This window comes from Enterobacter hormaechei subsp. xiangfangensis, assembly GCF_001729785.1.
Classification (GTDB): Bacteria; Pseudomonadota; Gammaproteobacteria; order Enterobacterales; family Enterobacteriaceae; genus Enterobacter; species Enterobacter hormaechei_C.
On the sequence record NZ_CP017183.1, the window covers coordinates 4,431,612 to 4,453,155 of the forward strand.

General features: G+C 57.6%; 19 protein-coding genes. 12 read left to right on the forward strand and 7 right to left on the reverse strand.

Annotated features, from left to right (window positions below):
- Positions 1 to 63 precede the first annotated feature (63 nt).
- Positions 64 to 1,317 carry a valine--pyruvate transaminase gene (avtA, locus tag BFV63_RS21210; protein ID WP_015572749.1) on the forward strand — a complete coding sequence of 418 codons (1,254 nt, stop codon included), beginning with the start codon at positions 64 to 66 and terminating at the stop codon, positions 1,315 to 1,317.
- 7 nt (positions 1,318 to 1,324) lie between these two features.
- Here avtA and BFV63_RS21215 read toward each other — a convergent pair whose 3' ends face one another.
- Together BFV63_RS21215 and yiaJ are read right to left on the reverse strand one after the other, a co-directional pair.
- The gene (locus tag BFV63_RS21215; protein WP_022652027.1) at positions 1,325 to 1,780 is read right to left on the reverse strand and encodes a 4Fe-4S dicluster domain-containing protein; all 456 of its coding nucleotides are present in this window, start codon (positions 1,778 to 1,780) and stop codon (positions 1,325 to 1,327) included.
- Positions 1,781 to 1,783: 3 nt separating this feature from the next.
- A complete protein-coding gene (yiaJ, locus tag BFV63_RS21220) occupies positions 1,784 to 2,602 on the reverse strand; it encodes an IclR family transcriptional regulator YiaJ (protein ID WP_015572751.1) in 819 nt (272 codons plus the stop codon).
- 224 nt (positions 2,603 to 2,826) lie between these two features.
- On the opposite strand from yiaJ, the gene yiaK reads away from it, so the two are divergent.
- From yiaK to araD, 8 genes are all read left to right on the forward strand, one after another.
- Positions 2,827 to 3,825, forward strand: coding sequence for a 3-dehydro-L-gulonate 2-dehydrogenase (gene yiaK, locus BFV63_RS21225; protein WP_045895508.1), 999 nt, complete (start codon positions 2,827 to 2,829; stop codon positions 3,823 to 3,825).
- A 10-nt stretch (positions 3,826 to 3,835) separates the two neighbouring features.
- The gene (locus BFV63_RS21230; RefSeq protein WP_015572753.1) at positions 3,836 to 4,303 is read left to right on the forward strand and encodes a YhcH/YjgK/YiaL family protein; all 468 of its coding nucleotides are present in this window, start codon (positions 3,836 to 3,838) and stop codon (positions 4,301 to 4,303) included.
- A gap of 26 nt (positions 4,304 to 4,329) precedes the next feature.
- Positions 4,330 to 5,256, forward strand: a complete 927-nt coding sequence (locus BFV63_RS21235) for a DUF4862 family protein (protein ID WP_045350932.1) — start codon at positions 4,330 to 4,332, stop codon at positions 5,254 to 5,256.
- Between the two features lie 45 nt (positions 5,257 to 5,301).
- A complete protein-coding gene (locus tag BFV63_RS21240) occupies positions 5,302 to 6,621 on the forward strand; it encodes an MFS transporter (RefSeq protein WP_022652031.1) in 1,320 nt (439 codons plus the stop codon).
- A gap of 92 nt (positions 6,622 to 6,713) precedes the next feature.
- Positions 6,714 to 8,219 (forward strand): FGGY-family carbohydrate kinase, encoded by a 1,506-nt coding sequence (locus tag BFV63_RS21245; RefSeq protein ID WP_045895504.1) that lies wholly within the window; start codon positions 6,714 to 6,716, stop codon positions 8,217 to 8,219.
- On the forward strand, positions 8,216 to 8,869 hold the full coding sequence (gene ulaD, locus BFV63_RS21250) for a 3-keto-L-gulonate-6-phosphate decarboxylase UlaD (protein ID WP_022652033.1): 654 nt from the start codon (positions 8,216 to 8,218) through the stop codon (positions 8,867 to 8,869). The genes BFV63_RS21245 and ulaD overlap by 4 nt, the downstream gene beginning before the upstream one ends.
- Positions 8,870 to 8,871: 2 nt before the next feature.
- Positions 8,872 to 9,732 (forward strand): L-ribulose-5-phosphate 3-epimerase, encoded by an 861-nt coding sequence (locus tag BFV63_RS21255; RefSeq protein WP_048241661.1) that lies wholly within the window; start codon positions 8,872 to 8,874, stop codon positions 9,730 to 9,732.
- Positions 9,726 to 10,421: an L-ribulose-5-phosphate 4-epimerase gene (gene araD / locus BFV63_RS21260; protein WP_017382588.1), complete on the forward strand. Its 696-nt coding sequence runs from the start codon at positions 9,726 to 9,728 to the stop codon at positions 10,419 to 10,421. The genes BFV63_RS21255 and araD overlap by 7 nt, the downstream gene beginning before the upstream one ends.
- Here the strand turns inward: araD and BFV63_RS21265 are convergent, their stop codons facing one another.
- Complete coding sequence (locus BFV63_RS21265) at positions 10,422 to 11,240, reverse strand: AraC family transcriptional regulator (protein ID WP_032649828.1); 819 nt, start codon at positions 11,238 to 11,240, stop codon at positions 10,422 to 10,424.
- 226 nt (positions 11,241 to 11,466) lie between these two features.
- Here BFV63_RS21265 and BFV63_RS21270 point away from each other — a divergent pair, with 226 nt between their 5' ends.
- Positions 11,467 to 12,867, forward strand: coding sequence for an MFS transporter (locus BFV63_RS21270; RefSeq protein ID WP_045331993.1), 1,401 nt, complete (start codon positions 11,467 to 11,469; stop codon positions 12,865 to 12,867).
- Between the two features lie 10 nt (positions 12,868 to 12,877).
- The gene (locus BFV63_RS21275) at positions 12,878 to 14,827 is read left to right on the forward strand and encodes a glycoside hydrolase family 127 protein (protein WP_039269132.1); all 1,950 of its coding nucleotides are present in this window, start codon (positions 12,878 to 12,880) and stop codon (positions 14,825 to 14,827) included.
- Between the two features lie 137 nt (positions 14,828 to 14,964).
- On the opposite strand, the gene aldB is transcribed toward BFV63_RS21275, so the two are convergent.
- Positions 14,965 to 16,503 (reverse strand): aldehyde dehydrogenase AldB, encoded by a 1,539-nt coding sequence (gene aldB, locus BFV63_RS21280; protein ID WP_006808612.1) that lies wholly within the window; start codon positions 16,501 to 16,503, stop codon positions 14,965 to 14,967.
- Positions 16,504 to 16,669: 166 nt separating this feature from the next.
- On the opposite strand from aldB, the gene BFV63_RS21285 reads away from it, so the two are divergent.
- The gene (locus BFV63_RS21285; RefSeq protein ID WP_003860164.1) at positions 16,670 to 17,554 is read left to right on the forward strand and encodes an ROK family protein; all 885 of its coding nucleotides are present in this window, start codon (positions 16,670 to 16,672) and stop codon (positions 17,552 to 17,554) included.
- A 3-nt stretch (positions 17,555 to 17,557) separates the two neighbouring features.
- On the opposite strand, the gene selB is transcribed toward BFV63_RS21285, so the two are convergent.
- The 3 genes from selB to BFV63_RS21300 all read right to left on the reverse strand — a co-directional run bounded on the left by selB (position 17,558) and on the right by BFV63_RS21300 (position 21,490).
- Positions 17,558 to 19,396: a selenocysteine-specific translation elongation factor gene (gene selB / locus BFV63_RS21290; RefSeq protein ID WP_023323871.1), complete on the reverse strand. Its 1,839-nt coding sequence runs from the start codon at positions 19,394 to 19,396 to the stop codon at positions 17,558 to 17,560.
- Positions 19,393 to 20,778: an L-seryl-tRNA(Sec) selenium transferase gene (selA, locus tag BFV63_RS21295; RefSeq protein WP_048241659.1), complete on the reverse strand. Its 1,386-nt coding sequence runs from the start codon at positions 20,776 to 20,778 to the stop codon at positions 19,393 to 19,395. The genes selB and selA overlap by 4 nt, the downstream gene beginning before the upstream one ends.
- Before the next feature lie 103 nt (positions 20,779 to 20,881).
- On the reverse strand, positions 20,882 to 21,490 hold the full coding sequence (locus BFV63_RS21300; RefSeq protein WP_015572763.1) for a glutathione S-transferase: 609 nt from the start codon (positions 21,488 to 21,490) through the stop codon (positions 20,882 to 20,884).
- Positions 21,491 to 21,544 lie beyond the last annotated feature (54 nt).

Here is a 21,544-nt window from a genome sequence, read left to right on the forward strand (position 1 = left end):
CACCAACACGGTGCTGGCGTTATGGTTACTGCCTTTCATATTAAGCCCGACAGATCACCTGCTATGACGTTTTCACTTTTCGGCGACAAATTTACCCGCCATTCAGGCATTACCCGCCTGATGGAGGACCTCAACGACGGGCTGCGCACCCCAGGCGCTATCATGCTTGGCGGCGGAAACCCGGCTCAAATTCCGGAGATGAACACCTACTTCCAGACGCTGCTGGCAGAGATGCTGGAAAACGGTAAAGCAACCGATGCGCTATGTAATTACGACGGCCCTCAGGGTAAAACAGAACTACTGACGCTTCTGGCGGCAATGCTGCGGGAAGCGCTGGGTTGGGATATCGAACCACAGAATATTGCACTGACAAACGGCAGTCAGAGCGCGTTTTTCTACTTATTCAATCTGTTCGCCGGACGCCGCGCCGACGGCACCACGAAAAAAGTGCTGTTCCCGCTGGCACCGGAGTATATTGGCTATGCCGATGCCGGCCTCGAAGAAGACCTGTTTGTTTCCGCACGTCCGAATATCGAGTTGCTGCCAGAGGGCCAGTTCAAATATCACGTCGATTTTGAACATCTGCATATCGGTGAAGAGACGGGCATGATCTGCGTATCTCGTCCCACCAACCCGACGGGGAACGTGATCACCGACGACGAGCTGATGAAGCTGGATGCGCTGGCGAATCAGCACGGCATCCCGCTGGTGATCGATAACGCCTATGGCGTACCGTTCCCGGGGATCATCTTCAGCGAAGCGCGTCCGCTATGGAACCCGAATATCATCCTCTGCATGAGCCTCTCCAAGCTGGGCCTGCCGGGCAGCCGTTGCGGCATTATCATTGCTAACGAGAAAATCATCACCGCCATTACCAACATGAACGGCATTATCAGCCTTTCGCCTGGCGGCATCGGCCCGGCGATGATGTGCGAGATGATCAGGCGTAACGACCTGCTGCGCCTGTCGAATGAGGTGATTAAGCCGTTTTACTCTCAGCGCGTTCAGGAAACTATAGCCATCCTTCGCCGCTACTTACCGGAAGAACGCTGCCTGATCCATAAACCGGAAGGGGCAATTTTCCTGTGGCTGTGGTTTAAGGATCTGCCCATTACGACAGAGCTGCTTTATCAGCGTCTGAAAAAACGTGGCGTACTGATGGTGCCAGGGGATTACTTCTTCCCGGGGCTGGATAAGCCGTGGCCGCACACGCACCAGTGCATGCGTATGAACTACGTCCCGGACCCGGAAAAAATCGAAGCGGGTGTGAAAATTCTCGCCGAAGAGATTGAGAACGCCTGGCGCGAGGCCGGTTAATAAAACCTCAGGCCATATTACGCAGCCGTTCCGCGCGTAAGCTGGCGGGGTCTATGCAGCGCAGCGCGTGGGTGGGACAGGCTTCGACGCAGGCGGGACCGCCCTCGCGATGCGCGCACAAATCACATTTCAGCGCCTGAACGCGATCTTCCACGACCCGAACCTGCATTGCCCCGAACGGGCACGCCACCATACAGCTTTTGCAGCCGATACAGCGCGATTGCTTAACGAGCCAGGCTCCCGCAGCGCGGTGGATGGCCCCCGTCGGGCAGACATTCGCGCAGGGCGCATCTTCACACTGGTGGCAGCCCACTGCCGTGGTGAAGGTTTCCCCCTTAACCACGCGGATCCGTGACGTAAACGCTACTGGCGTGGCGCTGCTTTGATGCGACATCATGCACGCTACCTCACAGGTACGACACCCGATACATTTTTCAGGATCCGCCAGGATAAATTGGTTCATCAGTTACGCCTCGCGCACGTTAAACCCCAGTTCTTTCGAGATAGCTTCCGCCGTGTCACGCAGCGGTTTTAGCAAGTTTTTCTCACCCACCTGCTTCATGCGCGACGTCGACAGCGAAATGGAGATGGCATAGGGTACGCGCCCGTGAATATCAAAGACCGGCACGGCGATACATGACACACCCAGCTCGTTCTCTTCTTTATCCATCGCCATACTGTGATCGCGAATTTCCGCCAGCTCATCATACATCGCGCTCAGTTCGGTGATGGTGTTGCGGGTCAAAGGTTGGATCTGTTCCTGGTGGCTTTCCCAGTAGCTCGCCACGTAATCCTGATGACCAAACGCCATATAGATTTTGCCCATTGCAGAACAATAGAGCGGCATATGCTGGCCGATATATGCGCGCGTGCGCAGCATACCGGTTGTCGGCTCAAGCTTATAAATCAGGATCGCGTGATCATCTTCACGGCTGGAGAAGTTGACCGTTTCGCCGGTGGCAATGTTCAGCGCCTCGAGGTGCGGCGCCGCCACGTGAATAATATTGAGAGATGAAAGCGCCTTTTGCCCGACGGCGATAAATTTGGTGGTCAGACGATAGCTCCCTGCCGCCGGCGCTGGCGTCACGTACCCGCACGACTGCAACCCCTGCAATAACCGGTGCACGGTACTTTTATTCAGCCCCGCCAGTTCTGATAAATGCGCAAGCGGACACCCGTTCGGATAGTTACTGAGGATTTCAATCAGCATCAGGCCGCGAAACAAGCTCTGGCTACCTGCTGGCCTCTCTTTTTCTTGCGTCATTTCGCTCTCTTTTATGCTCATCAAATAGCTCCTGTTTATTGCGCCCTGATGGTAGCGCAAAGTGTGGTTTAGTTCACGATCTCAACAGAAAAAACACAACCATTTGATTTTAATCGATTTTGAAAAACGTGAATGTCGTTGATCTGACAAAATTTGATCGTTATATTTGAAATCAGATTTCGCATAGTGAAATTTAGTGATAAAAAAGCACTCGCACTTGCCCCTAAAAAAACAGGAGAACAGGGATGAAAGTGACCTTCCAAGAGTTGAAAGCGGCGTTCAATCGGGTTCTGCTCGATCGCGGTGTAAAAGCGGATACCGCTGACGCCTGCGCCGAGATGTTCGCCCGCACCACGGAGTCCGGCGTTTATTCACACGGCGTCAACCGCTTCCCGCGATTTATTCAGCAGCTTGACGCAGGCGACATCATCCCTGACGCCCAGCCGAAACGCGTAACGACATTAGGCGCCATCGAACAGTGGGATGCGCAGCGTTCCATCGGCAACCTGACGGCGAAGAAGATGATGGACCGTGCTACCGAGCTGGCGTCCGATCACGGGATCGGCCTGGTGGCGCTGCGTAACGCGAACCACTGGATGCGCGGCGGCAGCTACGGCTGGCAGGCGGCGGAGAAAGGCTATATCGGCATCTGCTGGACTAACTCTATTGCCGTGATGCCCGCGTGGGGATCAAAAGAATGCTGCATCGGCACAAACCCGCTGATCGTCGCTATCCCGTCGAATCCAATCACCATGGTCGATATGTCGATGTCGATGTTCTCCTACGGCATGCTGGAGGTGAATCGCCTGGCCGGACGCGAATTACCGGTCGACGGCGGCTTTGACGATGAAGGCAATCTGACCAGAGAGCCGGGCGTGATTGAGAAAAACCGTCGCATTCTGCCCATGGGCTACTGGAAAGGTTCTGGCTTATCGATTGTGCTCGACATGATCGCCACCCTGCTCTCTGACGGCGCGTCCGTTGCGGAAGTGACCCAGGACAACAGCGACGAATACGGCGTATCGCAGATCTTTATCGCCATCGAAGTGGATCGCCTGATCGACGGTCCAACCCGCGATGCCAAACTACAGCGCATCATGGACTTCATCACCACCGCAGAACGCGCTGATGAAAATGTCGCCGTCCGTCTGCCTGGACATGAATTTACTCGCCTGCTGGAAGAAAACCGCCGGGACGGCATCACCATCGACGACAGCGTGTGGGCGAAAATCCAGTCTCTGTAAGGAGTGGGTCATGATATTCGGACATATTGCACAGCCAAATCCATGTCGCCTGCCACTGGCGATAGAAAAGGCGCTTAATTTTCTGCGTACCACGGATTTCACCACCCTGGCACCGGGCGTGATCGAAATTGAAGGCCGCAACATTTTTGCCCAGGTTCTCGACCTCACCACAAAGGAGCAGCACGAGAACCGCCCTGAAGTCCATCGCCGCTATCTGGATATCCAGTTTCTGGCCTGGGGTGAAGAAAAAATCGGTATTGCTATTGATACCGGGAATAACAAAATCAGCGAATCATTGCTGGAGCAACGGGATATTATTTTTTATCACGACAGTGAACACGAGTCGTTTATCGAAATGATACCTGGCAGCTACGCCATATTTTTCCCGCAGGATGTTCACCGTCCTGCCTGTATTAAAAACAAGGGATCCGCAATTCGTAAAATTGTGGTGAAAGTGGCCATCAGCGAATTAGATTAATTTTCTGATAAATACAGGAATGCGAAATGACCAACACCGGTTTTATTATTGGTGCGTACCCCTGCGCACCCTCGTTTCACCAGAAAGGGGAGCAGGAAGAATACACCTTCTGGCGGGAACTTTCCGACACGCCAAATATTCGCGGGCTGGAACAACCTTGCCTTGAAAATCTCCATCCGTTTGGTGATGAATGGCTGTTTCGTCATACGCCGGGCAACTGGCAGATCGTTGTCACAGCCGTTATGGAAACCATGCGCCGCCGCGGCAGCAACGGCGCGTTTGGCCTGGCGTCCGCGGACGAAGAACAGCGTAAAGCGTGCATTGAATATTACCGCCATCTGCATCAAAAGATTGATGCCGTTCACACCCGCTTTCCCGGGAAAGTGGTCGCTCTGGAAATGCAGGCCGCACCGCAGGCGGGTAATGAATCTGTCGAGCAAGCGACAGAAGCATTCTCCCGCTCGGTACGGGAAATCGCGAGCTGGGACTGGGGCTGCGATCTGGTGCTGGAACACTGTGATGCGATGAATGGCCCGGCGCCGCGTAAAGGGTTCTTGCCCTTAGAGCAGGTGCTGGAGGTAGTGAAAGAGACCGATATCAGCGTCTGTATCAACTGGGCACGTTCGGCTATTGAAGGTCGCAACACCGCCCTTCCGCTGGAACATGTTCAGGCGGCACTCGCTGCCGGGAAACTGGGGGCGCTGATGTTTTCGGGCACGACCCCTCACGGTGAGTATGGAGAATGGCAGGATCTGCACGCGCCGTTTTCTTCGTTCTGCGCCGACAGTCTCATGTCCATTGAACATGTAAAAGCGCTGTTTACTGCGGCGAGCGCCGCAACATTGAAATTCTCCGGTATTAAATTACTGGAAATAAATGCTAATGCTGACGTCAGCCATCGCATCGCTATTTTGCGCGACGGCATTAGCGCTATGAATAAAGCATCACAATAAAAATAAAGAATACATTTTCCGGTTACCTTCACTGAGATATTAACTATGAATATTTCTTCTAATGCTCTACACGCGGACATTCCGCGTCAACGCTGGCTAAGGATCATTCCCCCTATTCTTATCGCCTGCATTATTTCCTATATGGACCGCGTAAATATAGCTTTTGCGATGCCCGGCGGTATGGATGAAGAGCTGGGCATTTCCGCCACGATGGCGGGCCTGGCGGGGGGGATCTTTTTTATCGGCTATTTGTTCCTGCAAGTTCCCGGCGGAAAAATTGCCGTGCACGGCAGCGGTAAGAAGTTTATCGGCTGGTCGCTGGTTGCCTGGGCGGTGATCTCGGTTCTGACCGGGCTTGTGACCAACCAGTATCAGCTGCTGGTGCTGCGCTTCTTACTCGGTGTGGCGGAAGGCGGGATGCTGCCCGTTGTGCTCACGATGATCAGTAACTGGTTCCCGGATGCCGAGCGCGGCCGCGCCAACGCGATTGTGATCATGTTCGTGCCCATCGCCGGGATCATCACCGCCCCGCTGTCGGGCTGGATTATTACCGCTCTCGACTGGCGCTGGCTGTTCATTATTGAAGGTCTGATGTCCGTTGTTGTGCTGGTGCTGTGGGCGTTCACCGTCTACGACCGGCCTCAGGAAGCGCGCTGGATCTCTGAGGCCGAGAAAAACTACCTGGTACAAACGCTGGCGGCAGAGCAGCAGGCCATTGCGGGTAAAGAGGTGAAAAACGCCTCGCTCAGCGCGGTGCTGTCTGACAAAACCATGTGGCAGCTGATCGCCCTCAACTTCTTCTACCAGACTGGCATATACGGTTACACCCTCTGGCTGCCCACCATTCTGAAAGAACTGACGCACACCAGCATCGGCCAGGTGGGAATGCTCGCTATTCTGCCTTACATCGGCGCCATTGCCGGTATGTTCCTGTTCTCTTCACTCTCTGACCGCACCGGCAAGCGCAAGCTGTTTGTCTCCCTGCCATTGATTGGCTTTGCGCTCTGCATGTTCCTCTCCGTGGCGCTGAAAGAGCACACCTGGCTGGCCTATGCCGCGCTGGTGGGCTGTGGCTTCTTCCTGCAATCCGCAGCGGGCGTGTTCTGGACTATCCCGGCGCGTCTGTTCAGCGCTGAGATGGCGGGTGGCGCTCGCGGCGTGATCAATGCCCTGGGCAACCTCGGCGGGTTCTGCGGTCCTTATGCGGTAGGCGTACTGATCACCCTGTACAGCAAAGACGCAGGCGTTTACTGCCTGGCGGTTTCGCTGGCGCTGGCATCGCTGCTGGCCCTGCTGTTACCGGCGAAATGCGATGCCGGAGCAGAGCCTAATCCCACGGTGACTCCACATAAACGTGCGGCCTGATGCCCTCACCCTAGCCCTCTCCCACGGGGAGAGGGAGAAAACCGAACCGTAGGCCGGGTAAGCGAAGCACCCGGCAATTAAGCGAGAAGAAGATGAGTGAAAAAGAGCCCTTCTGGCTGGGTATCGATTGTGGCGGTACTTATCTGAAAGCCGGTTTATACAACAGTCAGGGCAAAGAAGTCTGTATTGAACGCCGCTCAGTGGCCACGCTCAGCCCACGTGCCGGCTACGCCGAGCGGGATATGCACCAGCTCTGGCAGCACTGCCACATAACGGTCGCCCTGCTGCTCAAAAATTCAGGCGCTGACGGCGGTCAGATCAAAGGCGTTGGCATTTCAGCCCAGGGGAAGGGGCTGTTTTTGCTCGATAAACAGAATCGCCCCTTGGGTAACGCCATACTCTCCTCCGATCGCCGTGCGCTGGAGATCGTGCAACGCTGGCAGCAGGACGGTATACCCGAAAAGCTCTATCCGCATACTCGCCAGACGCTGTGGACGGGGCATCCGGCCTCGCTCCTGCGCTGGGTTAAAGAGAACGAGCCGCAGCGGTATCAGCAAATTGGCAGCGTGATGATGGCGCACGATTACCTGCGCTGGTGTCTGACCGGGGTCAAAGGCTGCGAAGAGAGCAACATCTCGGAATCCAATCTCTACAACATGAATACCGGGCAGTACGATCCGCAGCTCACGCGCTGGCTCGGCATCAGCGACATTGACGGTGCCCTGCCGTCCATTATCGGTTCAGCAGAAATTTGCGGGGAAATCACCGCTCAGGCAGCCGCACTGACCGGTCTCACGGCGGGTACTCCCGTCGTTGGTGGACTGTTTGATGTGGTTTCCACCGCGATCTGCGCCGGGCTGCATGACGAACATACGCTGAATGCCGTAATGGGGACCTGGGCCGTGACCAGTGGGATTGCCCACGGCATCCGCGACAACGAGCCGTTCCCCTACGTCTATGGCCGCTACGTCCATCCGCAGCAGTTCATCGTTCATGAAGCCAGCCCCACGTCGTCCGGCAACCTGGAATGGCTGACGGCCCAATGGGGCGATATGTCATTTGATGAGATTAACCACGCCGTGGCCAGCCTGCCAAAAGCTGAAAGCGATGTGTTCTTCCTGCCTTTCCTCTACGGCAGCAACGCCGGGCTGGAGATGACCAGCGGCTTCTATGGCTTGCAGGCGCTGCATACCCGCGCGCACCTCCTCCAGGCGGTTTATGAAGGGGTGGTATTCAGCCACATGACCCACCTCAATCGTATGCTCGAACGCTTTCCCCATGTGCAGGCCCTGCGCGTGACGGGCGGCCCCACCCATTCGGACGTGTGGATGCAGATGCTCGCGGACGTCAGCGGCCTGGCGATTGAACTCCCGCAGGTGGAAGAGACCGGCTGTTCCGGTGCGGCGCTGGCCGCGCTCGTCGGTACAGGTCTCTATCCTGATTTTTACGCCGCTCAGCGCGCCCTCAGGCATGACATCCGGATGATTGAACCTGACATGCGTGCCCATGCCGCCTACCAGCGCAAATATCACCGTTACCAGCTACTGATTTCAGCATTACAGGGCTATCACGCCCGTGTTAAGGAGTACGACCTATGAGCCGACCATTATTGCAGCTGGCGCTCGACCACACCTCGCTTCAGGCCGCGCAGCGCGATGTCGCGACGCTTTCCGAGCACGTCGACATCGTCGAAGCTGGCACCATTTTGTGCCTGACCGAAGGGCTAAACGCCGTTCGCGCCCTGCGTGCGCAGTGTCCGGATAAAATTATCGTGGCGGACTGGAAAGTCGCCGATGCCGGAGAAACGCTGGCTGAACAGGCGTTTGGCGCAGGCGCAAACTGGATGACCATCATCTGTGCCGCCCCGCTGGCCACCGTTGAACGTGGCCACGAGGTCGCACTGCGCGGCGGCGGCGAGATCCAGATGGAGCTGTTTGGCAACTGGACGCTGGACGACGCGCGCGCGTGGCACCGCATCGGGGTGAAGCAGGCGATATACCACCGCGGGCGCGACGCACAGGCCAGCGGCCAGCAGTGGGGCGAGGCGGATCTCAGCAAAATGAAGGCGCTGTCCGATATCGGGCTACAGCTTTCCATCACTGGCGGTATCACCCCCGCTGACCTGCCGCTGTTTAAGCAGATCAACGTCAAAGCCTTCATTGCCGGGCGCGCGCTGGCAGGCGCCGATAATCCGCCGCAGGTGGCACAGGCATTCCATTCGCAAATCCGCGACATCTGGGGAGAGTAACCATGCGTCAGCATCCGTTAGGCATTTACGAAAAAGCGCTGCCAAAAGATCTCTCCTGGCCGGAGCGCCTGGTTCTGGCAAAAAGCTGCGGCTTCGATTTTGTGGAGATGTCGGTGGATGAGACCGACGAGCGTTTATCGCGCCTTGAATGGAGTACCACGCAGCGCGCCTCTCTGGTGGAAGCGATGCTGGAGACCGGCGTGGCGATCCCGTCGATGTGCTTGTCTGCCCACCGTCGCTTCCCGTTTGGCAGCCGCGAAGAAATCGTGCGCGAACGTGCCCGCGAGATCATGACCAAAGCCATCCGGCTGGCCCGTGATTTGGGTATTCGCACCATCCAGCTTGCGGGTTATGACGTGTACTACGAGGAGCATGACGAGGGCACGCAACAGCGCTTTGCCGAAGGGCTGGCGTGGGCCGTGGAGCAGGCTGCCGCCGCACAGGTAATGCTGGCGGTAGAGATCATGGACACCGCGTTTATGAACTCCATCAGCAAGTGGAAAAAGTGGGACGACATGCTCGCCTCGCCGTGGTTCAGCGTTTACCCGGACATCGGCAACCTGAGCGCGTGGGGCAACGACGTCACCGCCGAGCTGACGCTGGGCATTGACCGCATCGCCGCTATCCACCTGAAAGATACCCGGCCCGTAACCGAAAAAAGCCCCGGCCAGTTCCGCGACGTGCCGTTTGGCGAGGGCTGCGTCGATTTCGTTGGCGTGTTTAACACGCTGAATCAACTTAACTATCGCGGCGCATTTCTGATTGAAATGTGGACCGAGAAAGCCAAAGAGCCGGTGCTGGAGATCATCCAGGCGCGCCGCTGGATTGAAGCCCGAATGCAGGAAGGAGGCATGACATGTTAGAACAACTCAAAGCCGAGGTGCTGGCGGCAAATCTCGCCCTGCCCGCCCACCAGCTGGTGACGTTCACCTGGGGCAACGTCAGCGCTGTTGACCGTGACAGCGGCATGATGGTGATCAAACCATCCGGCGTGGAGTACGACGTGATGACCGCAGAAGATATGGTGGTGGTAAATATCGCCACGGGTAAAGTGGTCGAGGGGAGTAAAAAACCCTCCTCCGACACCCCGACCCATCTCGCGCTGTATCGTCGTTACCCGGAAATTGGCGGCATTGTGCATACCCATTCCCGCCACGCCACCATCTGGTCGCAGGCGGGGCAGGATTTACCCGCGTGGGGCACAACGCACGCGGACTATTTCTACGGTGCGATCCCCTGCACGCGGCTGATGACCCCGGCTGAAATCGCGGGTGAATATGAATACCAGACGGGGGAAGTCATTATCAAAACCTTCGAGGAGCGCGACATAAGCCCGATGCAGGTCCCGGCGGTGCTGGTTCATTCTCACGGCCCGTTTGCCTGGGGCAAAGACGCTGCCGATGCGGTACACAATGCCGTGGTGCTGGAAGAGTGCGCCTATATGGGGCTTTTCTCACGCCAGCTTGCACCACAGCTTCCGGTTATGCAGCAGGAATTGCTGGATAAGCATTACCTGCGCAAGCATGGCGCAAATGCCTATTACGGCCAGTGATCATCCAGAATTAATATGCTCTTTACAATACCGCCGTTTCCAGACGGCGGGCGTTAACCCGGTATGTTTCGAGAATATTTGCCGGAAATAACCCACGTCATTAAAACCGCACCGGGCGGCCACTTCAGTTAATGAGGCCGCATCGTTCAGCAGCAGTTTTTCAGCGGCCCTGACGCGCTGGCGGTGAATTGCCTCCGTCAGGGTTAAATGAAACGTCCGGCGAAATACTCGTCCCAGATAATCGGCGTTGCAGTGCAGCTCTTTCGCCAGCTGTGAAGTGGACAGGGGCAAATGAAAGTGCGTGCGGATAAGCTGCTTGGCCTTCCACGCCATTGCTGCGCCCGCATCATCCGCTTTATCTTCATATCCCGGCGAGAGCGATATCTGCTGCAAAATTAACAGCAAGATTATCTCCAGCGCCTGGCTACGTTGTAATTTTTCCTGCTCGCTTAAAAACTGACGGAATAACGCAATAACATATTGCGGATCCCGCACGCTACAGTGTTGCTCAATCGACAGCGGCGTCGCGCCTGGCAACACCGGCAAGCGTTCATCCACCTCAAAATGCAGCCAGTAAAATTTGAGATCGCCCGGAAAATCTTCCACGCCGACATGCCGCCGCTTCGGCCAAAGTAATAAACTCTCGCCAGCGTTTACCTCAAACAGCGTATTTTCCTCCTGGATCGTTAATGTCCCTTTTTCGACAAAAATTATCTCCCATGAAGATAATTTTCGTGCGGGATGACGGCCCACGCCCCGGGAGATAAATAACCCGCCATTTTGAACCCTGATCGGAAGTGCTATGGATAATTCAAGCATGGATATTCATTTTTCCGCTTTTATGGTGGCTAATATTGTCTTTATCCCTTGATTATTAATAAATATCAGCAGAACGGCTCGATCAAACTCACAGTTTTATCATCAGGTCGGAATTGTCACCTTTTTATACTTTTCCCTTCCCTTGTTGGTCTGCCCGTTGAATGCAGAATAAATGGGGTACCTTGCACAAATACGATAAAAAAATCGTTTATCGAGGAGTTACCCCATGACTTCCACACCGATTACAGACGCAGAAGTTGCAAAACAGGCAGCCGATGAACGGCTGTCAGTCCGCGAGAAAATTGGCTACGGCCTGGGCGACGCGGGCGGCACGGTAATTACCTGCCTGATCATGAACTTCCTGACCTTTTTCTATACCGATGTATTTGGCCTGACGCCCGCGCTGGTGGGCACGCTGTTTATTGCCCTTCGGGTATTTGACGCGATTTCCGATCCGGTGATGGGCGTGATTGCCGACCGCACGCAGAGCCGCTGGGGGCGTTTTCGTCCGTGGCAGCTGTGGGTCGCGCTTCCTATCGGGATCGTCGGCGTGCTGACCTTCACCGTCCCGGACGCCAGCATGGGCGTGAAAATCGCCTGGGCGTTCGGCACCTATCTGTTGCTTTCAGTGGGCTATACCGCCATCAACGTGCCGTATTGCGCGCTGATCAACACCATGACCACCCGCCACAACGAGGTTATATCCTGCCAGTCCTGGCGCTTCGTACTGTGCGGCGTGGCGGGCTTTCTGGTCTCCGTTGGCCTGCCGTGGCTGGTGTCAGAGCTGGGACAGGGCAATACCGCCCGGGGTTATCAGTTGGGCGTTGGCGTGCTGTGCGCCATCGCTGTGGTGATGTTCCTGTGCTGCTTCTTCTGGGTGCGCGAGCGCGTCCCGCTTGCGCTGATGGGTAAATTCACCCTGCGCGAGCACCTGGCTGGCCTGCGGAAAAACGATCAGCTGCTGCTGATGCTGGTGATGTCGTTTCTGCTGATCAACGTCTTCAACATTCGCGGCGGCGGATACATGTATTTCATCACCTACGTGCTTCAGGGCAGCACGGCGTACACCTCGCTGTTTTTCACCATGGTGACCTTTGCTGCCATTCTGGGCGCGGTGATCGTCAGCCCGCTGTCGCGGCGGATTGATACCGTCAAACTCTACTACTACACCAACCTGGTACTTGCTGCGCTTGCGGTGGGAATGTGGTTCCTGCCGGGTGGCCCGGCGCACCAGACGCTCTGGCTGATCGTGATTTTAAGTAACGGCGTGATCCTGGGCTTCACCCTGCCGCTGCACTTCTCACTGATGGCCTTTGCCGATGATTACGGCGAATGGAAAACCGGCGTGCGCTCCTCGGGGATGAACTTCGCCTTCAATCTGTTTTTCATCAAGCTCGCGTGGGCATCCAGCGCCGGGATCATCAGCCTGGTGTTTATTGCCGTGGCCTATCAGCCAGGCGCGGGTAACCAGACGCCCGCCTCATTGCAGGGCATCACCGCCATGGAGACGCTGCTCCCTGCCCTTTTCCACCTGCTGCTGGCGGTCGCTATCCGCTGGTGCAGGCTTAACAATCCCGTGATGTCGCGCATTGCCACCGATTTGCGCCAGCGTCATGTACAGTCCTGAGGAGAACGATATGACCATAATGGAAGCCGACCTGCATCAGCTGAAAATCAACGACCCGTTTCTTGGTCAGTACCAACGGCTGGTCCGCGATGTGGTGATCCCCTACCAGTGGGATGCGCTTAACGATCGCGTGGCAGAGGCCGAACCCAGCCACGCCATCGCCAACTTCCGCATCGCGGCCGGTCTGGAACAGGGGGAGTTCTACGGGATGGTCTTTCAGGACAGCGACGTGGCGAAATGGCTCGAAGCCGTGGCGTGGTCGCTGTGCCAGAAGCCGGATGCTGAACTGGAAAAAACCGCCGACGAGGTGATCGAGCTGGTCGCAGCGGCGCAGTGTGAAGATGGCTATCTCAATACCTATTTCACGGTGAAAGCACCGGCCGAGCGCTGGACCAATCTGGCCGAATGCCACGAACTGTACTGCGCCGGGCATATGATTGAAGCGGGTGTGGCGTATTTCCAGGGAACCGGAAAGCACCGCCTGCTGGACGTGGTGTGCAGGCTGGCGGATCATATCGACAGCGTGTTTGGCCCGGGCGAAAACCAGCTGCACGGCTATCCGGGCCACCCGGAAATCGAGCTGGCGCTGATGCGGCTGTACGACGTCACGCAGGAGCCACGCTATCTCAATCTGGTGAAATACTTTATTGAGGAACGCGGCGCGCAGCCTCACTTCTACGATATCGAATACGAGAAGCGCGGCAGAACGTCATACTGGAACACCTATGGCCCGGCGTGGATGGTCAAGGACAAAGCCTACAGCCAGGCGCATCTGCCCCTTGCCGCACAACAAACGGCCATCGGCCACGCCGTGCGTTTTGTCTATCTGATGGCGGGCATGGCGCATCTGGCGCGCCTGAGCAACGACGAGGGGAAACGTCAGGATTGCCTGCGGCTGTGGAACAACATGGCACAGCGCCAGCTGTACATCACCGGCGGGATTGGCTCCCAAAGCAGCGGCGAGGCGTTCAGCAGCGATTACGATCTGCCCAACGATACGGTCTACGCCGAAAGCTGCGCCTCCATCGGCCTGATGATGTTTGCCCGCCGGATGCTGGAGATGGAGGCGGACGGCCACTACGCCGACGTGATGGAGCGCGCGCTGTACAACACGGTGCTGGGCGGCATGGCGCTGGACGGTAAGCATTTCTTTTATGTGAATCCGCTGGAAGTGCACCCGAAAACCCTGGCCTTTAACCATATCTATGACCACGTCAAACCGGTGCGCCAGCGCTGGTTCGGCTGCGCCTGTTGCCCGCCGAATATTGCGCGCGTGCTGACCTCGCTGGGGCACTACATTTATACCGTTCGCCCGGACGCGCTGTTGATCAACCTGTACGTGGGGAACGACGTCGCCATTCCGGTTGGGGATAACATCCTCCAGCTGCGGATTAACGGGAACTATCCGTGGCATGAGCAGGTGAAAATCGAGATTACCTCACCAGTTCCGGTGACTCACACGCTGGCCCTGAGGCTGCCGGACTGGTGTGCGGAACCGGCTGTTTCGCTCAATGGTCAGGCCATTACAGGCGAGGTCTCCCGTGGATACTTATACCTCAACCGCAGCTGGCAGGAAGGCGACACGCTGACGCTGACGTTACCGATGCCGGTCCGCCGCGTGTACGGCAACCCGCAGGTGCGCCAGCAGGCGGGGAAAGTCGCATTGCAGCGTGGGCCGCTGATTTACTGCCTGGAAGAAGCCGATAACGGCGCAAATCTGCATAACCTTTCTTTGCCCCAGGACAGCGCGTTTCGGGTATTTGAAGGCAAAGGCATTTTCGCGCACAAGATGCTGATACAGGCAGAAGGGATCGGGTGTCAGGCGAAGGACACTGATGCCCTGTGGCAGTACGACCACTCACCGGTAGAACGTCAGCCCCGGACGCTGACCTTTATTCCGTGGTTCAGCTGGGCAAACCGGGGGGAAGGGGAAATGCGGATATGGGTGGATGAAAGCTGAATAACTGCGGCCTGTTGCCCTCACCCCAGCCCTCTCCCACGGGAGAGGGAGTAAAAAGTAGGCCGGGTAAGGCGAAGCCGCCACCCGGCTTTAACCCGGCTCAGGCCACCCCACCCGGGACGGCCTGAGCCCGGAGATTAAAACAACCCCAGCGGTTTATCAGAGTAGCTGACCAACAGACATTTTGTTTGCTGGTAGTGCTCCAGCATCATCTTATGGGTTTCACGCCCGATGCCCGACTGCTTGTAGCCGCCAAACGCCGCATGAGCCGGATAGGCGTGATAGCAGTTTGTCCATACGCGTCCGGCCTGAATGCCCCGGCCCATTTTATAGGCCAGATTACCGTTACGGCTCCAGACGCCCGCCCCCAGGCCATACTGCGTGTCGTTGGCGAGCTCCAGCGCCTCGTCCATGGTTTTAAACGTGGTGACGGCCAGCACCGGTCCAAAAATTTCCTCCTGAAAAACGCGCATGTTGTTCTTACCGAACAGGATAGTCGGCTCAAGGTAGTAGCCCTCCTGCAAATCGCCGCCCAGCACCTTACGACGACCGCCGGTCAACACATCGGCCCCCTCTTTTTTACCGATATCAATATAGTTGAGGATGGTTTCCAGCTGGCCATGCGATACCTGCGCCCCCATCTGGGTAACGTTATCCAGCGGATTACCGCTGCGAATCGACTCCACGCGCCGGATCGCCCGCTCCATAAAGCGCTCATAAATGGATTCCTGCACCAGCGCGCGGCTCGGACAGGTGCAGACTTCGCCCTGGTTAAACGCGAACAGCGCAAACCCTTCCAGCGCTTTGTCGAAGAAGGCGTCCTCTTCGTCCATCACGTCGGCAAAGAAGATGTTCGGCGATTTGCCGCCCAGCTCGAGCGTGACCGGAATGATGTTCTGGGTCGCGTACTGCATGATCTGCTGGCCCACTTCCGTTGAGCCGGTGAACGCCACTTTGGCGATACGTTTTGAGGTAGCCAGATATTCGCCGATCTCTCCCCCGGCCCCGTTGACCACGTTAATGACCCCCGGCGGCAACAGGTCGCCAATCACCTCCATCAGCAGCAGTACCGAAAGCGGCGTTAAGCGAGCGGGTTTCAGCACAACGCAGTTACCCGCCGCCAGCGCGGGCGCCATTTTCCAGCTCGCCATCAGCAGCGGGAAGTTCCACGGAATAATTTGCCCCACCACGCCGAGCGGCTCGTGGAAGTGATACGCCACGGTATCTTTGTCAACTTCACTTATTCCCCCCTCCTGGGCACGAATGCAGGACGCAAAATAGCGGAAATGGTCAATCGCCAGCGGCACGTCCGCCGCCATGGTTTCCCGGATCGGCTTGCCGTTGTCCCACGTTTCTGCGGTCGCCAGCAGCTCCAGATTCTGCTCCATCCGATCGGCGATTTTGAACAAAATGGCCGCTCTGTCCTGAACGGACGTTTGTCCCCACTTATCTTTCGCCTTATGCGCCGCATCCAGCGCTAAATCTATATCCCGCTTGCCCGAACTGGCAATTTCACACAGCGGCTGGCCGGTAACGGGCGTCAGGTTGGAATAGTATTCACCGTCGACGGGCGCCACCCAGTCGCCGCCGATAAAGTTGTCATAGCGGGGCTTCAGCTTAAGGGGAAAACCATACTCGCCTGGCTGGATACGCGATGAGGGAGGATTGTTTGTCATGACCGTCTCCTTGCAGTAGGTGTACAACAAGGGTAGTTCCGGCTGGTGGTTTTCTCGCCAGTCGGTAACGGGTTTACGAGCCGTATCACGGATTACCGTACTTTACGTTTCGTTTCTGCCGCCAGAGCCATACTTAATAGCTCAGGGGCTCATGAGGAACGATGCAATGCAGCTATTTATCGGCTTTGACGTGGGCGGAACCCACATCAAACACGGCGTGATTAACGAAAACGGCGAAGAACTGACATCCGATGAATATGATACGCCTGACGATGAAAGCACCTTCAAACAGAAGTGGAAAGCGGTGGTGGATAAGTACCGCCAGGAGCATGAGATCGTCGGCATCGGCGTGAGTTTTCCGGGCCACATCAATCACCATACCGGCGAAGCGGCCAAGGCCGGGGCGCTGGATTACCTTGACGGTGAAAACCTGTGCGAGCTTTTCGCACAGCTGACCGATCTCCCCGTAACAACCGAAAATGACGCCAACTGCGCGGCGCTGGGCGAACGCTGGCAGGGCGCCGGCAAGGACTATGAGCATTTTGTCTGCATCACCATCGGCACCGGCATCGGCGGCGGTATCGTCATGGAGGGCGATCTCTACCGTGGGTCGCACTACCGGGCGGGTGAGTTTGGCGTGCTGCCCGTTGGCAACAACGGCGAGCCGATGCACGAAGTGGCGTCAGCCAGCGGCCTGATGAAAGCCTGCCGCCGCGCGCTGGCCGTGTCGGAAGATGAGATGCCTGACGGTGAGGAGCTGTTTAAACGCATGGACAGCGACGTGCATCTGCGTGAGGCCATAGAAGAGTGGGCGCATTTCCTCTCGCGCGGCATCTACAGCGTGATCTCCATGTTTGATCCGCAGGCGGTGCTGATTGGCGGCGGCATTAGCGAGCAGGAGAAAATCTATCTCCTGCTGGATAAATACCTACAGCGATTCGAGGAGTGGGAGGCGCTCCGGGTGCCCATCCTTCCCTGCGAGCTGGGTAACCAGGCGGGAAGGCTGGGCGCGGTCTGGCTGGCTAAGCAGAAGCAGGCGCGCAGCGCTTAACGCTTACGGAAATAACTGCGCGTCGCGTAGCACATGGTCATTGCCACGACGACGCGTAAACCCGATGCGGTTGAAATACTCCAGGATCTGAATCGCCAGTTTGCGTCCCACATTCAGCCGATCGCGGAAGTCTGCGGCGCAGGTTGATCCGCGCGCCTGATCCAGCTCCCGGATCAGGTTCGCAAACGCTACGATCCGATCGTTGCGGTAATAACGATCTTTCACGATCGCCACAATCATCCCCTGCTGTGCCGCATGGCGCAGTACCTGACGCATCAGCTGCTCATCGGTATTGGTTTCACGCGCCAGATCGCGCACCCACCACGGTTCATCGCCAAACAGCGCCGCCACTTTTTGCCAGACCGCGTCCTGCTCAGCGGTAAAACCGGCCTTGTGTTCCGGCAGGTGTAGCCAGCCGTGATGACTTGCAATAACGCCGCTTTCACGCATGTTTTCAATCAGCAACAGCACCAGCGCGTCGTCTTCCATGGGCAACGCCATGCGCCGCAGACGTTCACGGCCCGGGCCGGGCTCATCCTGATGCTGTTCATGGTAGGTCGCCAGCGTGCTCAGCACTTTGCGCTGCCAGCGCGCCGCCACCGGCGCGTTCAGCAGGCTGTTCCCGGCCTGAATAAAACCTGGCTCCTGCGTCAGAAGACGCAATCCTTCGCCGCTGAGCTGGCGCGCCCAGGCGAACGCCGCCAGATCCACCGCGCCACGCTCAAGGTGGATATCTAACGCAGACTTATCATCGCGGGTCTGGGCCAGCGCGGCCAGCCACTGTAAATACTCGGGCTTACGTTTGCCGCGACGGGGCGGATCCAGCATGACCACGCGCGCGCCCGCCAGCGTTTCCCGCGCCGAAATATCGCGCAGAACCAGGCGGTCGTTATTCGCCAGCCAGAGCGGGGAGTCGAACACCAGTTCGGCGAGATCGTTTTCCAGCAGCGACACGCGTCCGGTGATGTGGCTGGCCGCGTGGTGGATATGCAGCGGCTGCCACTGGGTCAGCGGCGTATGGGTCTGGAGAGAAACGATAATCCGTTCAGAGGGCTCCGGCGGCGCGTCGGCCAGCAGCCAGTCGCCGCGGTTAAGCTGGTCTTTTTCGGCATCACCGGCAATATTCAGCGCGATACGCTGCCCGGCGTGGGCCTGTTCCACCGGCTGGTTTTGCGCATGAAGCCCGCGCACGCGCATCGGTTTGTTCACGCCCGTCAGCCACAGGGTATCGCCCACGTTCACTTCCCCGCTCAGCGCGGTACCGGTCACCACCAGCCCAGCCCCTTTCACGGTAAACGCCCTGTCGATCGCCAGACGGAAGCGGTGATGGCTGGCCTGTTCACGAGACGGGATCTGCTGCAAATGGTTGCGAAGAGCATCGATACCGCGGCCTTCTGTCGCTACGGTGACAAACAGTGCGACATCCTTAAAACCGTATTCACTCAGCGCCGCCAGCACCTCTTGACGCACCTCGTCGATACGCGCCTCCTCCACACGGTCCGCTTTGGTGAGGGCGACGGTCAACTGCGGGTTTCCCGTCAGCTGGAGGATCGCCAGATGCTCGCGCGTTTGCGCCATCACCCCGTCATCGCACGCGACCACCAGCAGGGCGTGATCGATCCCGCCCACGCCCGCGAGCATATTGGAAAGAAACTTCTCGTGGCCGGGCACGTCGATAAAGCCCAGCACGCGACCGTCGGGCTGCGGCCAGTAGGCGTAACCCAGGTCAATGGTCATGCCGCGCTTTTTCTCTTCCGGCAGGCGATCGGCATTCACGCCCGTAATGGCCTGCAATAACGTGGTTTTGCCGTGGTCAACGTGACCGGCGGTGGCAATAATCATTTCAACATCATCTCCAGAAACCGCACTTCATCTTCCAGACAGCGTAAATCCAGCCACATGCGCCCGTCACCGATCCGGCCAATCACCGGCGTCGGTAATGCGCGCCAGCGCGCCGACAGCGCCTCAAGCTGGCTTCCGCGTCCGTCGCGCGGGGTGAACGTCAGCGCTTCGCTCGGTAACCTGTCCACCGGCAGCGAGCCGCTGCCAATTTGCGACAGGCAAGGCTCGATACGAACTTCAAACTCAGGGTAATGAGGAGCAACCTGCGGCAGTAGCGCTTCCGCCTGCGCGCGAACAGAGGCCGCATCACGGCTCAGCAAACGCAACGTGGGCAGGCGGTCAGCCAGTTTCTCCGGGTGGAGATAGAGCCGCAGCGTGGCTTCCAGCGCGGCCAGCGTCATTTTATCGGCACGCAGGGCGCGCTTCAGCGGATGCTGCTGTAGCTGCGCAATCAGCTCGCGCCTGCCGACGATAATACCCGCCTGCGGCCCGCCCAGCAGTTTATCGCCAGAGAAACTGACCAGGCTTACGCCCGCGGCAACCATTTCCTGCACCATTGGCTCTTTTGGCAGACCATACTGGCGCATATCCACCAGCGACCCACTGCCAAGATCGGCAATCACCGGCACGTTTAGCTCGCGCCCGATGGCGGCCAGTTCAGCCTCTTCCACCGTTTTGGTGAAACCCTCAATGTGGTAATTGCTGGTATGCACTTTCATCAGCAGGGCGGTGTTTTCATTCACCGCCGCGCGATAATCTTTTGCATGGGTACGGTTGGTTGTGCCCACTTCATGCAGCGTGCAGCCCGCCTGGCGCATGACATCCGGAATACGAAACGCACCGCCGATCTCCACCAGCTCGCCGCGAGAGACGACAACCTCTTTTCCGCTCGCGGTGGCCGCCAGCATTAATAGCACCGCCGCCGCGTTGTTATTCACAATGCAGGCATCTTCCGCGCCGGTGATCTGGCAGAGAAGATCCGCCAGCGCGCGATCGCGATGTCCGCGCCCGGCGCCGTCCAGATCGTACTCCAGCGTCACCGGCGAGCGCATGGCCCGGGTGACGGCCTCTATTGCCTCTTCTGCCTGCTGTGCCCGGCCCAGATTGGTGTGCAGAACCGTGCCTGTCAGGTTAATAACCGGGCGCAACGCGCTTTGCGCGTGCTTGCTCAACCTCCTTTCAACTTCCTGCGCCCATGCCTCGCACCAGCCGGGTAGCACGTTCTCAGCCTGAATATGGCGACGCGCATCGTCCTGAAGCTGGCGTAGCATGTCGACCGTTGCAGTATGGCCAAACTGCTCCAGCACCGCAGTGATGCGCGGGTCACGAAGCAGACGATCGGTAGCGGGGATCTGGCTGTAGAGGGAATGATGAGTAGTCATGAATGCGCCTGGCGAGTAAATATCTTCCCCCCTCCCGACGGGAGAGGGAGTTAACATGTGGGGGGATTGTACCGCCTCCCGCCAGGAAGTGTTATAACCCGCATCAAGCCTTTGGCGGTTCAGTCCGGGCGAAACTTTCGCGCTGGAAGAGCGTCTCCGCCAGTTTGACCAGCAGCGGACGATCTACGCACCAGCCCGGCGAGACGCGGCGGAAATTGAGGTAGCCGATGGCGCAGGCGATGGCGATCGTCGCCAGATTCAGGCTATCGCTCTGAATTTTCCCGTCGCGGATCAGCTGTTCGCACATATCCAGGCTGCGGCTGATTTTTTCGCGCTGGCGCAGCAGCTCATTTTCTGACTGCTGGGCGGCGGGCCTTGCCTGCTCGCGTACGGACGTTAATGCCGCATCCATAATGCCATCCGCCAGGGCTTCAATTTGCTTCATCGCCAGCGCTGCTTTTGGATCCGCCGGCAGCATGGCTGGCGCAACGCCAAGCAGCTCGATGTACTCCGCAATGATCGGGGAATCAAACCAGTAGTCGCCCTCGTCCGTTACCAGCGCCGGGACTTTCCCCAGCGGGTTGTACTGCGCAACGCCGTTCTCTGCGTTGTAGGGTTGTTCATTTACGAATTCAAATTCAATCCCTTTCTCCAGCAGGAGAATCGAAATCTTACGCACGAAAGGACTTGTATAACTGCCGATGAGTTTCATTGCCTATCCTTAATGCCCACAAAGAGGTCAGTATGGATCAAGCCGTGGTAAAAG

Excerpts from the sequence above, each read along its gene's own strand:
- selB (WP_023323871.1), bottom strand. The coding sequence starts at position 19,396 with ATGATTATTGCCACCGCCGGTCACGTTGACCACGGCAAAACCACGTTA.
- yiaJ (WP_015572751.1), bottom strand. The coding sequence starts at position 2,602 with ATGAGCATAAAAGAGAGCGAAATGACGCAAGAAAAAGAGAGGCCAGCA.
- BFV63_RS21245 (WP_045895504.1), top strand. The coding sequence starts at position 6,714 with ATGAGTGAAAAAGAGCCCTTCTGGCTGGGTATCGATTGTGGCGGTACT.
- BFV63_RS21265 (WP_032649828.1), bottom strand. The coding sequence starts at position 11,240 with ATGCTTGAATTATCCATAGCACTTCCGATCAGGGTTCAAAATGGCGGG.
- aldB (WP_006808612.1), bottom strand. The coding sequence starts at position 16,503 with ATGACAAACAATCCTCCCTCATCGCGTATCCAGCCAGGCGAGTATGGT.
- araD (WP_017382588.1), top strand. The coding sequence starts at position 9,726 with ATGTTAGAACAACTCAAAGCCGAGGTGCTGGCGGCAAATCTCGCCCTG.
- BFV63_RS21300 (WP_015572763.1), bottom strand. The coding sequence starts at position 21,490 with ATGAAACTCATCGGCAGTTATACAAGTCCTTTCGTGCGTAAGATTTCG.
- selA (WP_048241659.1), bottom strand. The coding sequence starts at position 20,778 with ATGACTACTCATCATTCCCTCTACAGCCAGATCCCCGCTACCGATCGT.
- BFV63_RS21235 (WP_045350932.1), top strand. The coding sequence starts at position 4,330 with ATGACCAACACCGGTTTTATTATTGGTGCGTACCCCTGCGCACCCTCG.
- BFV63_RS21270 (WP_045331993.1), top strand. The coding sequence starts at position 11,467 with ATGACTTCCACACCGATTACAGACGCAGAAGTTGCAAAACAGGCAGCC.
- BFV63_RS21255 (WP_048241661.1), top strand. The coding sequence starts at position 8,872 with ATGCGTCAGCATCCGTTAGGCATTTACGAAAAAGCGCTGCCAAAAGAT.
- ulaD (WP_022652033.1), top strand. The coding sequence starts at position 8,216 with ATGAGCCGACCATTATTGCAGCTGGCGCTCGACCACACCTCGCTTCAG.
- BFV63_RS21215 (WP_022652027.1), bottom strand. The coding sequence starts at position 1,780 with ATGAACCAATTTATCCTGGCGGATCCTGAAAAATGTATCGGGTGTCGT.
- yiaK (WP_045895508.1), top strand. The coding sequence starts at position 2,827 with ATGAAAGTGACCTTCCAAGAGTTGAAAGCGGCGTTCAATCGGGTTCTG.
- BFV63_RS21285 (WP_003860164.1), top strand. The coding sequence starts at position 16,670 with ATGCAGCTATTTATCGGCTTTGACGTGGGCGGAACCCACATCAAACAC.
- BFV63_RS21240 (WP_022652031.1), top strand. The coding sequence starts at position 5,302 with ATGAATATTTCTTCTAATGCTCTACACGCGGACATTCCGCGTCAACGC.
- BFV63_RS21230 (WP_015572753.1), top strand. The coding sequence starts at position 3,836 with ATGATATTCGGACATATTGCACAGCCAAATCCATGTCGCCTGCCACTG.
- BFV63_RS21275 (WP_039269132.1), top strand. The coding sequence starts at position 12,878 with ATGACCATAATGGAAGCCGACCTGCATCAGCTGAAAATCAACGACCCG.
- avtA (WP_015572749.1), top strand. The coding sequence starts at position 64 with ATGACGTTTTCACTTTTCGGCGACAAATTTACCCGCCATTCAGGCATT.